Origin of the sequence: Pedobacter aquae (assembly GCF_008195825.1) — a bacterium.
Lineage (GTDB): Bacteria > Bacteroidota > Bacteroidia > Sphingobacteriales > Sphingobacteriaceae > Pseudopedobacter > Pseudopedobacter aquae.
In genome coordinates this window covers 2,165,588-2,182,803 of sequence record NZ_CP043329.1, presented here as the reverse complement: position 1 = coordinate 2,182,803, position 17,216 = coordinate 2,165,588, and the positions used below count along the sequence as shown (strand labels likewise).

The following is a 17,216-nucleotide window of genomic DNA, read 5'->3' as shown; positions in this document are numbered from 1 at the left end:
TCAGCAAGAGATATGAATTTAACAGGCTTAGTAGCTGTTTCGGGGAAACCGGGATTATACAAATTAATAGGGCAAAACAAATCGGGTTTCATATTAGAAAGCTTAGATGCTCAAAAATCTAAATTAGTTGTTAATATGTCTACAGCTAAATTGGCATCTTTAGAAGATATTACCATTTATGGTGATGATGAAGATTTAAGATTAAAAGACGTTTTTGAGGCTATGAAAGCTTTTAAAGGTGTTGTTCCAGAAGCCAAAGTTGATGGTAAAGACCTTAGAAAATTCTTTTTTGAAGTAGCGCCTAACCATGATGAAACTAGAGTTTACTCTTCTGATATTAAAAAGATAGTATCATGGTTCCATATTTTAAAAGATCTTCCAGTTTTTACAGAAGAAGAACAAGCTGTTGCAGAAGTGCAAGAGGTTGAAGCTGTAGTGGAAGAAAAACCTCAAGCAGCCAAAGCTAAAGAAGCTAAGCCTAAAGCAGAGAAAGCTGCTAAAGCACCTGCTAAAAAAGCAACCAAGAAAGAAGCGTAATTGTTAATTTCTAAATAAAAAAGCCTCTAAGATTTTTCTTAGAGGCTTTTTTGATGCTATGAGGGATAAATATGAAACTAAATTATAGAAATATGACGAGCGGCTTCTAAGGCAGTTTTAATCATTAATTCTTTAGTTTCATGGTTAAACCTAAAAGCAGGCATATAAATACTAAATCCTGCAACCACCTTCCCGTTTTGGTAAATAGGTGTTCCTATACCAATAACTTGCACACTATCTTCAATTAAGACATAGCCTTGTTTTTTAATGATGGCTATTTGCTCTAGCAATTGTGTTCTGGAAGAAGCTTCTGGCCAAATAGATTTATCGGGTAAACCAAAGCGTTTAATAAATTGGGCTAGTTCCTTATCAGGCAGCATGGCAACTAATAACCTGCCGGTGGAGGCATCATAAGCATTTTTTTCATCAGCAGTTGTGGCCTGTATCAGTTGGTTGGCAATATGATGCTTTAAGATAATGCGCTTATTTTCTTTTAATACAGCTATCAAGCAGTTTTCTTGAAGCGCTTGTTGGGCAAGCAATAATTCTGGTTCTGCTCTATCTAACAGTTGTTTGTAGCCAAAAGAGCCGCTTGCAATTTCTGTAAAATTATCTCCAAGCAAATAGCCTTTTTCTTTTTCGGCTTTTTTTAAAAAGCCGCGGTCTACTAAAGTCTTGATGATATTGGCACAAGTTGCGGTATTTAAATTTAGGTGATCAGCAATATGCCCCATTAATTTTGGCTCTTTGGGGTTATTGGCTACGTATTCTAGGATGTCTATCGCTCGGTTTATCACTTGTATCATACAACCAAAACTACTATTTTATTCCACAATATAAAATTTTTGTTTTATAAAAATAAGTTTATTTAATTTGAAGCTCAGTTATTATTAAACCAAATTAAATGACAACATCAAAAAAAGGCTCTACCAATTTTGCCTTCATCATGATTACGATTTTGTTTTTCATGTGGGGCTTTGTTCATAATCTAGATCCTATATTAATACCACATTTAAAAAGAGCTTTCAGTTTAACCACTTTACAGGCTTCATTGGTAGACTCGGCTGTGTTTATAGCTTATTTTGTTGTGGCATTACCAGCCGGATTTTTACTCAAGAAAAAAGGCTATAAAGCCGGAATCATCTTAGGCTTAATGTTGTTTGCAGTAGGTTCTTATTTATTTATACCATCGGCAAACTTACAATCTTATACTTTTTTCTTGTAGCACTTTTTATTATTGCCTGTGGCTTAACCATTTTAGAAACAGCAGCAAACCCTTACGCATCTTTATTGGGGCCACCAGAGAAAGCTACTCAACGTTTAAATTTAGCACAATCTTTTAATGGATTGGCGGCTACTTTAGCACCTATCATTGGGGCTAAAATTATTTTAACAGAAGGTTTGCCCGAAGAAAAATTAGCTTTAATGACGCCGCAAGCAAGAGAATTAGCCCTTGCCGCAGAAGCAGCAACCGTTAAAATGCCTTACTTTATATTAGGCTCTGTTATTTTAGTGCTAGCCGTTATTTTCTTCTTCATGAAACTTCCGGAGATTAAAGAAGAGGAGAAAAGTACTTCTGGTTCTTCTTTATCTGTTTTTAGGCACAAACACCTTAATTGGGCTATAGCAGCACAATTTTTCTATGTTGGAGCGCAAGTTTGTATCTTCAGTTTCTTTATTCTTTATGCTACCCATGCAACCGGAATTTCTGAAATGAAAGCAGCAGAATATGCAGGTTTTGGGGTAGGAATGGCCTTTATGATAGGGCGTTTTGTAGGAACTTTCTTTATGAAATTTGTTAAGCCTCCGGTTTTACTGGCTATTTATGCCGTGTTATGTATGGGCTTAAGTGTTTTAGCTATGTATATCACAGGGTTAACATCTATTTATATTGTTATTGGTATTGCATTTTTTATGTCTATCATGTTCCCAACAATTTTCTCTTTAGGGATAAAAGAATTAGGAGAAGACACTAAGCTAGGAAGTAGTTTCATCATCATGTCTATTGTAGGAGGAGCTATTTTACCTCTAATTTTTGGTCATGTAAGTGATTTATATGGTAATATCCAGCTGGGTTATATTGTACCTGCATTTTGCTTTTTTGTGATTTTAATCTTTGCTGTTCATGGTCATAAAGTTTCAACCGTAAAAAAATGAAAAGATATTGTTTAGCTCTCGATTTAAAAGACGACCCTAAGTTAATTGCCGAGTATGAGGCATGGCATAAAAAAGTTCCGCCTGCGGTTACTTTCAGTATCATTTCAGCAGGTATTAGAGATATGGAAATCTATAGAACCGGAAACAGGTTATTGATGATTATGGAGGTGGATGACAATTTCTCTTTTGATAAAAAATCAAAAGCTGATGAAAAAAATGCCAAAGTACAAGATTGGGAAACTCTTATGTGGGATTTTCAACAACCTTTGCCTTTTGCAAAAGAAGGAGAGAAATGGGTTTTAATGGATAAGATTTTTGATTTAAAGTAATATGAGTAAGAAGTATTTACAGCTTCATTCACATGATAATGTGCTGGTAGCGCTACAAGATTTAGAAAAGGGTTTAACCGTAGATTTTAACGGTAACGTGTTAACCCTTAAAGAGGATATTCCGGCTAAGCATAAATTTTATTTAAATACGATGCAGCCTGGTGATGAGGTAACCATGTACGGTGTTTTAGTTGGTAAAATTCAAACTCCGGTAAATGAAGGAGATTTGATGACTGTAAACAATCTTAAACATGCAGCAGAAGATTATGCTTACAGAGAAGTAAGTTACCAATGGGAAAAACCAGATGTAAGTAAATATATTGATAAGACTTTTTTAGGCTATCATCGTGAAGACGGGCGTGTAGGTACCGCAAATTACTGGTTATTTATACCCACAGTATTCTGTGAAAACAGAAACCTAGATGTTATTAAAGAAGCTTTACACCATACTTTAGGCTATGCTGTAACTGATAAGTATAAACTTTATACAAAAGCTTTAAGAGAGGCTTTAGAAGCAGGTAAAGATATCCAAAACTTATCTTTAGAATTAAATGCCGTACAACCTACAGAACGTTTATTTAAAAATGTTGATGGCATAAAATTCTTAAATCACCAAGGTGGTTGCGGAGGTACCAGACAAGATGCCGAGTTATTGAGTAAGCTTTTAGCCTCTTACGCTAATCATCCAAATGTTGCGGGTGTAACGGTTTTAAGTTTAGGATGCCAGCATCTTCAAACGCAAAACTTTTTAGATGATTTAAAGCGATACAATCCAAATTTCAATAAGCCTTTATTAGTTTTTGAGCAGCAACAAAGTAAAAGCGAGGAGCAACTCATTAAAGATGCCATACAGCAAACTTTCTTGCAATTGGTAGAAATCAATAAAATTGGAAGAAAGCCAGCGCCTCTATCAGCTTTAACTGTAGGTGTTAAATGTGGAGGTAGTGATGGTTTTAGCGGAATTTCCGCTAATCCGGCGGTTGGTTATACCGCAGATTTGTTGGTAACCTTAGGTGCTAAGGTATTATTGGCCGAGTTTCCAGAGTTGTGCGGTGCAGAGCAGAACATGATAGACCGCTGTGAAGGGAAAGAAATTGCAGAAAAGTTTATCCACTTGATGCAAACTTACGATGCACAGGCACATGCCGTAGGTTCTGGTTTTCACATGAATCCATCGCCGGGTAATATAAAAGACGGTTTAATTACCGATGCTATCAAAAGTACCGGAGCAGCAAAAAAAGGAGGTACAGCGCCTGTGGTAGATGTTCTAGATTATACAGAACCAGCAGTTAAACCAGGTTTAAATTTAGTTTGTACACCAGGTAATGATGTTGAGGCTACTACCGGAAAAGCAGCTAGCGGGGCAACCTTAATTTTATTTACTACAGGTTTGGGTACACCCACGGGTAACCCAGTTTGTCCGGTTATTAAAGTTGCTACAAACTCGGGTTTAGCTTTAAGAATGTCTGATATTATTGATATTGATACAGGCGCTATTATTAGAGGAGAGAAAAGCATCGCAGAAATGGGAGAAGAGATTTTAGACTATTGTATCAAAGCTGCTAGCGGCGAAATAATACCAAAGGCGGTAGGTTTAAATCAGGATGATTTTATCCCTTGGAAAAGAGGTGTAAGTTTATAAGTTCATATTATTGTAATCATTAAAATAAAGAAGACGTGTTTTCATTAGAAGGTAAATCAGCCGTTGTAACAGGAGCAGGAAGCGGTATTGGGCAAGCTATAGCGCTAACTTTTGCAAGGCAAGGGGCTAAAGTTTATGTTTTAGATGTTAATCAGGAACAGGCTAGTACAACTGTTTTCAAGATTCAGGAAGACGGCGGGGAAGCATTTGCATTTGCATGCGATGTTACCAATCAGCAAATCGTAAAATCTGTATTTGAAAAAATTGGTAACATTAATATTTTGGTTAATTGTGCCGGTATTGCTCATGTTGGTAATGTGGTAAACACTAGCGAAGCAGATTTTGATCGCGTTTATCAAGTAAACGTAAAAGGAACATATAACTGTTTACATGAGGCTTTGCCTTATTTCACCAAAACACAACAGGGTGTTATCTTAAATGTAGCCTCTATTGCGGCTTATGTAGGTTTAAATGATAGATTTGCTTATAGCATGAGTAAAGGAGCTGTTTTTGCCATGACTTTAAGTGTTGCTAAAGACTTTATTCATCAAAATATCAGATGTAATTCTATATCCCCGGCAAGGGTACACACTCCTTTTGTTGATGGTTTTATAGCTAAAAATTATCCTGGTAAAGAACAAGAGATGTTCGAGAAATTATCTAAATCTCAGCCTATAGGCAGAATGGGTAGTGTTGATGAAATTGCTACATTAGCATTATACTTATGTAGTGATGAAGCTGGTTTTATTACTGGTAATGATTATCCTATAGATGGTGGATTTATAAAATTGAATAACTAATAAATTAAAATGCTTTCTTAAGAGAGCTTCTGATAAAACATACAAACAATGAAATTAATAAGATACGGACAAGCAGGAAAAGAAAAAACAGGTGTTATTATTAACGATAAAAGATATGATACATCTGCATTTGGTGAAGATTATAACGAGGCATTTTTTGAAAACGATGGCTTAAATAGATTAGCAACCTTTTTGAAAGAAAATGAAGGTAATTTGCCAGAGGTTTCTGCATCAGAAAGATTAGGTTCGCCTGTAGCAAGACCATCAAAAATAGTTTGTATTGGTTTAAACTATGCTAAACACGCCAAAGAAACAAATGCACCTATTCCGGCAGAGCCTATTTTGTTTTTTAAATCTACCACAGCTTTAGTTGGTCCAAATGATGATATCATCATCCCTAAAAACTCGGTTAAAACAGATTGGGAAGTAGAATTGGCTTTTGTAATTGGTAAAAAAGCAAGCTATGTTGAAGAAGCAGATGCTATGGATTATATTGCTGGTTATTGCTTGCACAATGATGTTAGTGAGCGTGAGTTTCAACTGGAGCGTGGTGGTACTTGGGATAAAGGAAAAGGCTGTGATACATTTGCTCCTATTGGCCCATGGTTAGCTACAAAAGATGAAGTTGCTGATGTAAACAACTTAAGACTTTGGTTAAAAGTAAACGATAAGATATTTCAAGACGGTAATACCGATGATTTAATTTTTAGTATACCTAAACTGGTAAGTTATTTAAGTCATTTCATGACTTTATTGCCTGGGGATATCATCTCGACAGGAACGCCACATGGCGTAGGTTTAGGCTTTAATCCGCCTGTATATTTAAAACCAGGAGATGTTGTAGAGTTGGGTATAGATGGCTTAGGAACTTCTAAGCAACAGGTTAAGGCATATCAAGGCTAATCATTATGGATTTAGGATTAAAGGATAAAGTTATTGTTGTATCTGGTGGAGCCAAAGGTATAGGAGAAGGCGTTTGTAGAGTTTTGGCTCAGGAAGGTGCCATTCCTGTTATTTTAGGCAGAAACCAAGCTGATAATCAATTATTAGCAGATGATATTGCTAAAGCAGGAGGGCAAGCATTTTGTGTGCAAGCAGAATTATCAAACCCAGTAGCTTGTGAAGATGCCATTAAAGCAGTTGTAAAAGCCTTTGGCAGGATAGACGGTTTGGTTAATAATGCAGGTTTAAATGATGGTGTAGGTTTGGAAAATGGTTGTTATGAGGGTTTTGTGAAAAGTTTACACCATAGCTTGGTACATTATTATTTACTCGCTCATTATGCTTTACCTTACTTAAAAGCATCTAAAGGTAGTATAGTAAATATTGGTTCTAAAACAGCAGAAACCGGACAAGGTAATACCTCTGGCTATGCAGCAGCAAATGGCGGAAGAAATGCTTTAACCCGCGAATGGGCAGTAGAATTACTAAAATACGGTATTAGGGTTAATGCTGTTATTGTTGCCGAGTGTTGGACACCACAGTATGCTAAATGGATAGAAACTTTAGCAAATGCGAAAGAAAAGTTAGCAGAGATTACAGCTAATATTCCATTAGAAAACAGAATGACAACTACGCTAGAAATTGCGAATACGGTAGCGTTCTTAATGTCAGATAAATCAAGTCATACCACCGGGCAGCTGATTCATGTTGATGGCGGCTACGTACATCTGGATAGGGCTTTGGCTAATGCATAAAAAAAACGGGGCTAGATGATCAATCAGCCCCGTTTTTTATTTCTCTAAGAAGTTAATCTAGTATATTTACCCTAACATCCGCATTTAAACCTCTTAAAAAGCTATTTAAATAGGTTTCAAAACCACTTTTAGTTTTAAATTGAGTGTTTGAATACTCCCAGCATCCTAAAGCAAAATAAGAGATGGATTCTTTAGTGTTTTTTAAAGAGAGTTCTGCAAAATAAGAATTAGAAAGTTTTTCGGTATCGGGTATTTTGCCAGATTTTATAAAATGCTTTGTAGGCACAACAATAGCAATACCTATTACATTTTCTTTATTATAGCTCTGCTTATCGTAAGTGTAAAGGGCAATCCAATTTTTAGTTCTTATTTCATCTAAAGCAACATCGGTCACTACTTTAGGTAAACCAATCATTAAATTTTCATCAGTTTTATGTTTTGATGATACATTTATCTGATTTTCATAAGCATAGCTTGATGCCCAAATAGCGGGTTTTTCTTTTATTTTGAAGTTTTTATTGTTTAGTCGAGCTTGATGATGCTTAATCTGTAATTGGCTGTAAATAGGGCCTTCTGTTAAAATTCTACATTTAGTTTTTTTGACAGGATAAAGGGTATCGGTAGCAATACTACCTATTCTTTTAAAACCATTTTTAGTGCTTATGGCAATACCACCAATGCCAACAGAATTTCCCACAGGCAGTATATCTCTGCCCCATTTTTCCATGACATGATAATTATCTACCACTTCCATTTTATCAGTTAAACCCACATTTTCGGGTGAAATTTCCGCTTGTAATTTTCCAAACAAATCCTTAGCATGTCTACCATCTAAATAATGGCGGTAACCTACTTTATCGTTCTCCCAAGTTGGTCCGTCTGTTTGGTAAGGCTGAAAGCCACTAACTTTAGGCAAGTTTTGGCAACTGAAGAACCATTATCTCTTACCGTTACTGTAGTATTGATATTCATAATATGATTTTCATTGATGGAGTTGTTACCCAGTCGGTTAAGTGTTAAACTTCTGGCTCCATTAGAAAACTGACCAGCTATTAGTAATGGATTAGTTGTGTTATTTAAATTAATAGTTAAGGTTCTAGTATGATTAATAATGTTAGGACTTGTTCCTGTTTGCGCTCCAAATGCAGCCAGACCAACTATTTTAGTCTTTCCATTTCCAGAAAAAGTAAAAGTAGAGTTAGGAACGAAAGATGTATTAGTTGAGTTGTTTGAATTATAAACATGAATATCAATCATATCTCTAATATCTAAAGCAGCATCTATGTTATTTCCCGAGCCTATTGTACCATTGTTAATAATACGTGATGCTGTAGAATCCGTTTGTAAATTTACTCCTACTCTAAGCACATTATAGGTTACAGAAGAAACATTTCCTTGTGTAGCACCTGTAGCTGTTACATAAGCAACAGCGCCACTGCTTCCACTTTCTAATTTACCGTTCGCCTCAATATAAAGATTTCTACAACTTACGGTAAAGGCTGTTGTGGTATTAGGTGCTGTAATTGTAACAGTGCTTCCGCCAATAATATGTACATTATCTCCAGCTTGTGGTCCATTTGCATTTACTGCTGCCCCTCCAACCCTAGTCCATGTACTGGTGCTATTCCAAGCTCCACCAACTGCAGTAGATACGTAATCACCAGTTAGTCTTGCAGGTATAGTAGTCTGCCCAAAAGCAGTAAAACTAATGCTCATCATGAGCAAAATTGCCATGAAGTTTAGCTTCATGAATTTAAATTTACGAGTAGAAATTTTCATAATTGGTTATTTAAAATGATTAAAAAAACTTGTTAATACTTTTGCTGATAAAATTTTCGATAAAGGCTTTTGCCTTTTCTAATTGGTTATCATAAAGGTAGGTTTAGAATTATTTTTCAGATTTGCCAGATGTTGCATCTTCTTGTTTCAACTCGCCAAAACAAGCAGTTTAGGTCTTTTTAGATGTTTCATCCTTTTAAATCTAACATACTTGCAACTTTTAAATAATCAATTGCAACATGTAAGCATTTGGTCTATAGCAGCTTCACCTACCTTAGCTTTACCAAATAAACCACATGATACTTCATTTTATAAACTTTAAAAAAATTGCGAGATACACCCTTGTAGCTTTCACATTAGCAAATTTTGGAACTGCCAAGGCACAAAGCAATTTACTTAGTAATGCAGGTTTTGAAATTACTCCAACAGGTACACCAGCGTTTTTAAATACATCAAATGCTGGCACCCCTTCAGGTCGTCCAAATGAATGGCAGCTTATCATTTCTAGTAGTAACTGTTCTGGTAGTCCATGTGCTTTAGGTTCTGCTACTATTGTAAGTAATACAGTAAATTCTGGGGCGAGGTCTTTATTTTTACAAATAGATAAACAAACCAATAGAAATGATATCAGGTTGTTACAATCCTTCGGAAATATAACACCTGTACCTGCCGGAAATTATGTAGTTAGTTTCTACATGAAATCAGATCAGGTATATCCGGTAACGGTTAATATTTTTAAATCTACCGAGAGTATTACCTCTAATGGAGATGGCTCTGGTACAGTAGCTACCCCTTTACAAGTTTTTACACCTACCAGTACATGGCGTAGGTACAAAATGTATGTAGATATTTCAACTTGGACGGTTACAGAACGTACCAACATGCGTATTTCTATTCGGCCAAATACATCAACAGCACTTCCTACAGGTCCTTATCCAAAAAACATTTGGTTTGATGATATTTCTATCGTACCGCTTACGGCTTTGGCCGAGCTAAAAGATATAGCCATAGATGTTGCTGAAGAGCGTAAATTACTAGCACAAAATGCAGGCTATGATGCCGAGGCCAATACCCTAGCTTTAGAAATTGAAGCTTTAAGAGATGCAACACCAGGCACTCCTTTAGTTCCTCAAAAAGCAATAGGGTTTAATCCGCCACCATTGCATACTACAGAGGCTACAAATCCATTTATTGCCAGCTTAAATGCTTGGGCTTCATCTTATTTAGCAAGTAGTTTTCCTGCTTTTGCAAAATCTACACCTGGTAATTTTGTTTTCCCACAGGAATATAATTCTCGCCTGTTAGGAGATAATATAGAGAAAATGTACTGGTTGCTAATTTCTCCGCAAAGTAATTACCGCAATCATCCAGAGCTTTTTAGACGCTTTTTAATGAGTTTATATGCTACTTCTGATGATTATTTAATCAACGGGTCTGATAGTAATGGTGTGCCAGGTACAACGGCAAATGCTTTAAATGATTGGTTTGCAGCTCCATTAGTAACCTATGGTTGGTACATGTCTGAATTTTCTTTTCCTGATTATATACCTACTAGCTTAAAGCAAAAAATGCGTGGTGCAGCCGATGAAATGGGCAGACAATTCTTCAACAGGTCTAATATCATCTTTAGCCAAACAGAATTATTAAAAGGTATTTATACCAATCGAGATATATCTTATGCAGAAGTATTAATCCATGCGGGTTTATATAGAAATAATAATGGTTGGATTGATAGGGCTAAAGTATTGGTAGATTCTTTACATCAATACGGTTTATATCCTGATGGAGGTTACAGCTATATCAAAAAGCAAAATGAAGTAGCAAATTATCATGGCGGTACAACGGCTTCTCTAGCTAAAATTTGGGCTATGATAGAGTATCAGCCTGCTTGGGATATCATTTCAAAATCAGCCAATTATGAAATTTTAGACATAGAACCCTTAGAGGTACCAGAGTATTACACGGCAGGCGCCTGGAAAACGATGTGGAACGGTGCAACACATTTGTTTTCTAGGTCTGCCTCTTTAGCGCCCATTTTATACATCACAGAAAATCCATACCTGAAATCTGTTTATGATAGATACCATCAGGTTTATGGTTTTGATGGCGACCCACTTTCGGTTACTTTTCATAAGATGAATCTGTCATCTTCACCAGTACCCGATAATTTTTTTGTTTATAACAGAAATATCCAAGGACCTAAAGCAAGATATGGCCGTTTCTCTTATGCTGCATCTGGTAGAAATGTCTCTGGTAATGAGGATTTTCCAGGTGCACAAACCATTGTTGGCGCCATGACAACCCAGCCCGGAAGATTTGCCGGACAAGATGAAATGGATGCTGCTTTAATGGCTGTACATGCTAAAGTTCATGTTAGAAACTTTGCTACTAGTACCAGAACAACAGAATGGACAGATTGGGGCTATATGAGTACCAAAATGAATGCTAAAAGTAATGTAGCTAAAACTGCTGCTACAATTTCTACTCCTTCTATTTTACAATACCAAACATCCGGCCCTAGAGGTTTTGATACCAACTGGGCTTCTTTTCAGCAATGGATCATGTTGCCAGATAGAATGGTAGGTTTGGTAGAAGTTTATCCTAAAGATAATGTAGCTACGCAAGCAGGTAGTATTGATGGCCGTATCAGATTTACTTACGGAAGGTTCGGCTTATTAAACCCAAAAGTTTTTACCATAGATGAGCCTGGCAAAAGATATACCTATGGTGGCTTAAGAGCTATTATACATCAGCATGATTTTACTTCTGTAGATACTGCTATGGCCGGTACTTTAAGAGATTTCGTTAGGTTAGCCTCAGAAATTAGATTAAGATTTAACCTTTCTACAGGAACAACTCCATTCACATATCCGGCAAATACCAGAAAATTCTTCATCACAGAAATCAGAAGAGCAAACGCAACGGGGGAAGCTTCGGTAAGCCGACTTACCGTAAACGGTGTTAAAGGGTTAGTGGTAAGGTTAAACGGAGCAGTTTATGCATCATTTAGAAATGATAACAACACAAATGTAACGCTAAATCTAGATACTTTAATGCCAGCAGGTAATCAGCATGAAATTCATTTTACCCGTGGAGATAACTTTGTACCATCACCACAAACCCTTACTGCTAGGTCATACAGTATAGCTGCAAATGAGCAAATTTTATTCATATCATCTAACGATAGTTCTATTTTAGGTAGTCCATGGTTAAATTTTAACCAAACTTTGGCTACTAGTGGTATTTATACTTTACCGGTAAGTTTGCTTTCTTTCAATGGGTTTAACCAAAATAATGAGGTTAAGCTGGCTTGGTCTACAGCTACAGAAACCAATAACCAGAAGTTTCATATTTATAGGTCTAATGATGGTAAAAACTTCCATTTATTAAAAAGTATAGCTGGTGTAGGTAATTCATCTGTTCCTCAAAATTATAGCTTAACTGATGCAAAGCCTTTAAGCGGAACAAATTACTATAAATTGGTTCAAGTAGATTTTGATGGAAAATCTACAGAATTAAAAATTATTGCAGTAAATACGGGTATCTCCAATCAGCAAGAGCTAGATATTATTGTTTTACCCTCAGAATTTAAGCTCTCAGCATTTACGGCTAAAGAAGAAAACGCTAAGCTTTATGTTTACGATATCTCTGGTAAATGCGTACAAACTTCTTTATTAAGTTTTGCAAAAGGAGAAAACCATGTTTTCCTAAGTAAAGTACCTTTAGTAAAAGGCGTTTATATAGTGAAGCTTGAAGTAGGCACAAAACAGGTACATAAGAAATTTATTCATGGTGAATAATCTTTTTAAAACCTTAATTTTGCCAGCTTAAACAGCATAAGTTTTGGGCGAACAAAAGATATTAGAGCAATTAGAAGTTTTTGACATTGCAGAAGAAGGTAAAGGTGTAGCAAGACATCAAGATTTGGTGGTTTTTATAGAAAAAGCTATCCCTGGTGATGTTGTAGATGCCGCAGTTTATAAAAAGAAGAAAAAATTTGCTGAGGCCAAGGTGCATACGCTACATCAACCATCGGCAGATAGGGTAACACCTTTTTGTGTACACTTTGGAACTTGCGGAGGCTGCAAATGGCAGCACATGGATTATAGCGCACAGTTAAAATACAAGCAAAAATCTGTTACTGATGCTTTGCAAAGGCTTGCAGGTTTAGATGTTGCACATACCGAGCCTATTTTAGCATCGGCAGAAACTACTTATTACCGTAACAAATTAGAATATACATTTTCTAATAAAAGATGGTTAACCCAAGAAGATGTTGCCTCTGGCGAAGCTATGGAAATGAATGCTTTAGGTTTTCATGTACCTCTTCGTTTTGATAAGATTTTAGATGTTCAGCATTGCTGGCTTCAGGCTTCTCCTTCTAATGAAATTAGAAACAGCATCCGCGATTTTGCTTTAGCTAATCAAATTTCTTTTTACGATTTAAGAGCTCATGAAGGTGCGTTAAGAAATTTAATCATCAGAACTTCTTCAACAGGAGAACTGATGATTGTGATGGTTTTTGCTTATCCGGAAGAAGGGCAAGTAGAGCTTTTGATGGATTTTGTGAAAGCTAGTTTTCCTCAGGTAAATTCGCTTATGTACATCATCAACCAAAAGAAAAATGACACCATTTTTGATCAAGATATTTTATTATACCACGGGCAGCCTTTTATTTATGAAGAAATGGAGGGCTTGAAGTTCAGAATCGGGCCTAAATCATTTTACCAAACCAACTCTTTACAAGCTTATGAATTGTATAAAATAACGCGTGATTTTGCAGGTTTAACAGGTAAAGAATTGGTTTACGATTTGTATACCGGTACAGGTACCATTGCCAATTTTGTAGCAAAAGATGCTAAAGAAGTTGTTGGGGTAGAGTATGTGCCAACGGCCATAGAAGATGCAAAGGTAAACTCACAAATTAATGGTATAAACAATACGAAGTTTTATGCTGGCGATATGAAGGACGTTTTAAATGCCGAATTTATAGCCCAACATGGCAAACCCGATGTGGTGATTACAGACCCTCCAAGGGCGGGTATGCACCCTGATGTTGTAGAGCGCTTAATGGAGATGGAGGCTGATAAAATTGTTTATGTAAGCTGTAATGCGGCTACACAGGCTAGAGATTTGCTGCGTTTAAAAGAGAAATATGAAGTGAGCAGAATTAAACCTGTTGATATGTTCCCTCAAACGCAGCATGTAGAAAATGTGGTTTTATTAGAATTGAAGAAATGAATCAAGAAGATTTAATGGGTAATCCGGCTGCGGGGGAAAATCAAAAACCTCAGGAAAGTCCTTTACTCTCTTTAAAAAAAGATTTAGCAAATTATAAAGATGCCATTAGGGAGGTTGCCATAGAAATTATGGTAGAAGGTTTATCGGCCCATCCTATATTTATTGCTCATCAGCATGAAGTTCATATTGGTGAAGTTATTTTAGATAGGGTAGAATTGGCTACAGATTGGACTATACAAGCATCCACTTTAGAAGAATTTATAGAAAGAGGCATTATTCAGGAGACTAAGAAAGATGCTTTTTTAAGCAGCTATAAAAATGCCGACGATTTTGCCTGTGTCTTTGTTGTGGTGCCAGAAGGAGCAAATTTTGTTTATTACCCCTATTAAAAGAAAAGAGGCTGTCAAATCAAATAATTCGTGTCAGGCTGAAGCGGAGTTGAAGCCTAATTCATCCTTCGACCCTGCTCAGGATGACAATTGAAACCAGCCACATAAAGTGGATTCGATTATTGATAACCTCTTAGCATTAACACACACTAAAAATTTATTAAGACAAATTTGTAAACCTTTTAAAACTTAGACGCTATCATAGCATCATTAGTTACATTAATTTTTAAAAAAGATTACAGGTTTAAACATAATTAGTTAATTTGAGCCAAAAATAGCAGCTATGCCAACCAAAAGAGTACTTATTCTTAACCATACGCAAATACAGCAGAAAATTAACCGTATTGCTTATCAAATTTTAGAAGACAATATAGAAGAACAAGAAATTATTCTTGCGGGTGTGGTTTCTAGAGGTTATAGGTTTGCTTTAAGGCTAGAAAAAGTATTAAAAGAAATTGCTCATTTTAAAATTACCTTAGCAGAAATTGAGTTAAATAAAGATAGCTCTAAGCTAGAATCATCTATCAATATCCCTATAGAAGCCTGCCAAAATAAAGTTATTATTTTAGTTGATGATGTTTTAAATAGCGGTAGAACCATTGCTTATGGTTTAGGAGTATTCTTAAATATCCCTTTAAAAAAATTGAGATCTGTTGTTTTGATAGATAGAAGTCATAAACTATTTCCGGTAGCTACAGATTTTGTAGGCCTACAACTTTCTACCGTATTAAAAGAACACGTAGAAGTAGTTTTAGACGAGAATAATGAGCCCGATGGTGTCTATCTAAACTAAACTACCCTAAAGTTATTCCTAGCTTCTAACCATTTCTTTTTGCCGCACTTGCTGCAAACCGCCTCTGTTGCTATGTCTAATTCATGAACTTTACCGCAAGAAACACAAGCAAATAAACCTTTTTTTGTAATCTCTTTTACAGGATTTCTAACTTCTTGTGGCAGTATAGGTAAACCGTATTTTACATCTTCGTTTTTATAGAAAAATACACTTATATCTCCAGATACTTCTAAAATAGCTAGTTTTACTTGGCCTAAATGGTCTATGTGTTCCATTCTTAGTTCTGCATAAAATTCGTCAACAGCTATGTCTTCTTTTTTCATTCTTTCTATAACAAATTCCCCGTCGACAATTAAATAAGCCGGTTTGCCTTCTATCCAATGCTCAAATTTTTTAAATTTAAGCGCCCAAGTAACAGTTCTATAAAAAGCTAAAACGCAAATAAAAACAGTAATAGCGGGTAATAAACCTACATCTTCATAAAACATAGGGTCGCCGGCTGCAGAACCTAGCGTGATGATAATGACCAACTCAAAAATAGATAATTGCTTAATGCCTCTCTTGCCTGTAAGTTTTAAAGAAAATAAGACCACGATAAACATGACTAAGCATCTGAATATCACCTCCAACAAGAAAATAATAGGCAAATCATTCATTAAAACTCTTTCCCATTCAAAAATTTCATTCATAGTTATAATTCAGGAAATTATTTATCTTTATAAAAATGTGTAAAACTCAAAATAATGAAAATCAGAGTTTTAAAGCGTGATGTTTAAAAACAATATAGGTTTATCCACATTTTGAGCTTACATTTGTTTTACTACAAACAACAAAACATGGCTACATCAATAAATATACCGCGTTTAGATTTAAACGATTATGTGAATGGTACAGCAGTACAGAGAAAACAATTTTCTGATGATATTGGCAAAGCTTTTAATGATACAGGTTTTGTTACCATCACCAATCATGGTTTAAGTAAGGAGCTTATCGATAACCTTTACACACAAGTAAAAGAGTTTTTTAGTTTACCCGAAGAAACTAAATTAAAATACGAAAAAGTAGAGCTTGCAGGGCAACGTGGTTATACCTCAAAAGGTCGCGAAAAAGCTAAAGATTCTAAAACACCAGATTTAAAAGAGTTTTGGCAAACCGGGCAATATGTTGAGGATGGAGATGTCATCAAAGAAGAATATCCAGATAATGTTCTTGTAGAAGAAGTACCTGCTTTTAACATCGTTACCAAAGAAATCTACCAAAAATTAGAGCATGCAGGTAAGCAGCTTTTAAAAGCTATAGCAGTTTATTTGGGTTTACCCGAGGATTATTTTGAGGATAAAGTGCATAATGGAAACTCCATATTAAGAGCTATACATTATTTCCCGATTGAAAATCCAGATGCTTTACCTGCCGATGCAGTAAGAGCCGGGGCGCATGAAGATATCAACCTCATTACTTTATTAATTGGTGCTAGCGCAGATGGTTTAGAAGTTTTGACTAGAAACGGAGATTGGTTTGCCGTTAAAGCCCATGGCGAAGATATTGTAGTTAATGTTGGCGATATGTTACAGCGTTTAACCAATAACAAGTTAAAATCGACCACTCATCGTGTGGTAAATCCGCCAAGAGAATTGATGAAGAGCTCTAGGTACTCGGTACCCTTTTTCTTGCATCCAAAATCGGGTATGGATTTAACTTCTTTAACTTCTTGTATTGATGAAGAAAACCCTAAAGCTTATAGCGATATGACGGCTGGCGAGTATCTCGACGAACGTTTAAGAGAAATAGGTCTTAAAAAATAAAAATCAGTAATTCAGAATAGGAAGGAAGCGCCCCAAAAAGGCGCTTTTTT

17 protein-coding genes are annotated in these 17,216 nt (G+C 35.9%); 13 read left to right on the top strand and 4 right to left on the bottom strand.

Annotation, left to right across the window (positions count from 1 at the left end; all coding sequences use genetic code 11):
• Positions 1 to 12: 12 nt before the first annotated feature.
• A complete protein-coding gene (locus tag FYC62_RS09510) occupies positions 13 to 537 on the top strand; it encodes a DUF5606 family protein (RefSeq protein WP_149074760.1) in 525 nt (174 codons plus the stop codon).
• Between the two features lie 77 nt (positions 538 to 614).
• Here FYC62_RS09510 and FYC62_RS09505 read toward each other — a convergent pair whose 3' ends face one another.
• A complete protein-coding gene (locus tag FYC62_RS09505; protein WP_149074759.1) occupies positions 615 to 1,343 on the bottom strand; it encodes an IclR family transcriptional regulator in 729 nt (242 codons plus the stop codon).
• Between the two features lie 98 nt (positions 1,344 to 1,441).
• On the opposite strand from FYC62_RS09505, the gene FYC62_RS18025 reads away from it, so the two are divergent.
• From FYC62_RS18025 to FYC62_RS09475, 7 genes are read left to right on the top strand one after another with little or no spacing between them, the layout of a single operon-like run.
• On the top strand, positions 1,442 to 1,762 hold the full coding sequence (locus tag FYC62_RS18025) for an MFS transporter (RefSeq protein WP_317131483.1): 321 nt from the start codon (positions 1,442 to 1,444) through the stop codon (positions 1,760 to 1,762).
• The gene (gene gluP, locus FYC62_RS09500) at positions 1,717 to 2,694 is read left to right on the top strand and encodes a glucose/galactose MFS transporter (protein ID WP_317131545.1); all 978 of its coding nucleotides are present in this window, start codon (positions 1,717 to 1,719) and stop codon (positions 2,692 to 2,694) included. Before FYC62_RS18025 ends, gluP begins: the two co-directional genes overlap by 46 nt.
• Complete coding sequence (locus tag FYC62_RS09495) at positions 2,691 to 3,023, top strand: L-rhamnose mutarotase (RefSeq protein ID WP_039449146.1); 333 nt, start codon at positions 2,691 to 2,693, stop codon at positions 3,021 to 3,023. The genes gluP and FYC62_RS09495 overlap by 4 nt, the downstream gene beginning before the upstream one ends.
• A 1-nt stretch (position 3,024) precedes the next feature.
• Positions 3,025 to 4,665: a UxaA family hydrolase gene (locus FYC62_RS09490; protein WP_149074758.1), complete on the top strand. Its 1,641-nt coding sequence runs from the start codon at positions 3,025 to 3,027 to the stop codon at positions 4,663 to 4,665.
• Between the two features lie 35 nt (positions 4,666 to 4,700).
• On the top strand, positions 4,701 to 5,465 hold the full coding sequence (locus FYC62_RS09485) for an SDR family NAD(P)-dependent oxidoreductase (RefSeq protein WP_039449153.1): 765 nt from the start codon (positions 4,701 to 4,703) through the stop codon (positions 5,463 to 5,465).
• Positions 5,466 to 5,513: 48 nt separating this feature from the next.
• A complete protein-coding gene (locus FYC62_RS09480) occupies positions 5,514 to 6,368 on the top strand; it encodes a fumarylacetoacetate hydrolase family protein (RefSeq protein ID WP_149074757.1) in 855 nt (284 codons plus the stop codon).
• A 5-nt stretch (positions 6,369 to 6,373) separates the two neighbouring features.
• Entirely contained in the window at positions 6,374 to 7,162 is a 789-nt protein-coding gene (locus FYC62_RS09475) for an L-fucose dehydrogenase (RefSeq protein ID WP_149074756.1), read from the top strand.
• Between the two features lie 52 nt (positions 7,163 to 7,214).
• Here FYC62_RS09475 and FYC62_RS09470 read toward each other — a convergent pair whose 3' ends face one another.
• Both FYC62_RS09470 and FYC62_RS09465 read right to left on the bottom strand, forming a co-directional pair.
• Positions 7,215 to 8,078: a DUF4861 family protein gene (locus FYC62_RS09470; RefSeq protein ID WP_149074755.1), complete on the bottom strand. Its 864-nt coding sequence runs from the start codon at positions 8,076 to 8,078 to the stop codon at positions 7,215 to 7,217.
• Positions 8,012 to 8,941, bottom strand: coding sequence for a hypothetical protein (locus tag FYC62_RS09465; protein ID WP_149074754.1), 930 nt, complete (start codon positions 8,939 to 8,941; stop codon positions 8,012 to 8,014). The genes FYC62_RS09470 and FYC62_RS09465 overlap by 67 nt, the downstream gene beginning before the upstream one ends.
• Before the next feature lie 296 nt (positions 8,942 to 9,237).
• Here FYC62_RS09465 and FYC62_RS09460 point away from each other — a divergent pair, with 296 nt between their 5' ends.
• The 4 genes from FYC62_RS09460 to FYC62_RS09445 all read left to right on the top strand — a co-directional run bounded on the left by FYC62_RS09460 (position 9,238) and on the right by FYC62_RS09445 (position 15,364).
• Entirely contained in the window at positions 9,238 to 12,741 is a 3,504-nt protein-coding gene (locus tag FYC62_RS09460) for a T9SS type A sorting domain-containing protein (protein ID WP_149074753.1), read from the top strand.
• Between the two features lie 43 nt (positions 12,742 to 12,784).
• Positions 12,785 to 14,182 (top strand): 23S rRNA (uracil(1939)-C(5))-methyltransferase RlmD, encoded by a 1,398-nt coding sequence (rlmD, locus tag FYC62_RS09455; RefSeq protein ID WP_149074752.1) that lies wholly within the window; start codon positions 12,785 to 12,787, stop codon positions 14,180 to 14,182.
• Positions 14,179 to 14,571 carry a hypothetical protein gene (locus FYC62_RS09450; protein WP_149074751.1) on the top strand — a complete coding sequence of 131 codons (393 nt, stop codon included), beginning with the start codon at positions 14,179 to 14,181 and terminating at the stop codon, positions 14,569 to 14,571. The genes rlmD and FYC62_RS09450 overlap by 4 nt, the downstream gene beginning before the upstream one ends.
• A gap of 283 nt (positions 14,572 to 14,854) precedes the next feature.
• Complete coding sequence (locus FYC62_RS09445) at positions 14,855 to 15,364, top strand: phosphoribosyltransferase family protein (RefSeq protein ID WP_149074750.1); 510 nt, start codon at positions 14,855 to 14,857, stop codon at positions 15,362 to 15,364.
• On the opposite strand, the gene FYC62_RS09440 is transcribed toward FYC62_RS09445, so the two are convergent.
• A complete protein-coding gene (locus FYC62_RS09440) occupies positions 15,361 to 16,053 on the bottom strand; it encodes a DUF421 domain-containing protein (protein ID WP_039449207.1) in 693 nt (230 codons plus the stop codon). The two genes, FYC62_RS09445 and FYC62_RS09440, sit on opposite strands and share 4 nt — an antisense overlap.
• A gap of 147 nt (positions 16,054 to 16,200) precedes the next feature.
• On the opposite strand from FYC62_RS09440, the gene FYC62_RS09435 reads away from it, so the two are divergent.
• Positions 16,201 to 17,166 carry an isopenicillin N synthase family dioxygenase gene (locus tag FYC62_RS09435; RefSeq protein WP_149074749.1) on the top strand — a complete coding sequence of 322 codons (966 nt, stop codon included), beginning with the start codon at positions 16,201 to 16,203 and terminating at the stop codon, positions 17,164 to 17,166.
• Positions 17,167 to 17,216 lie beyond the last annotated feature (50 nt).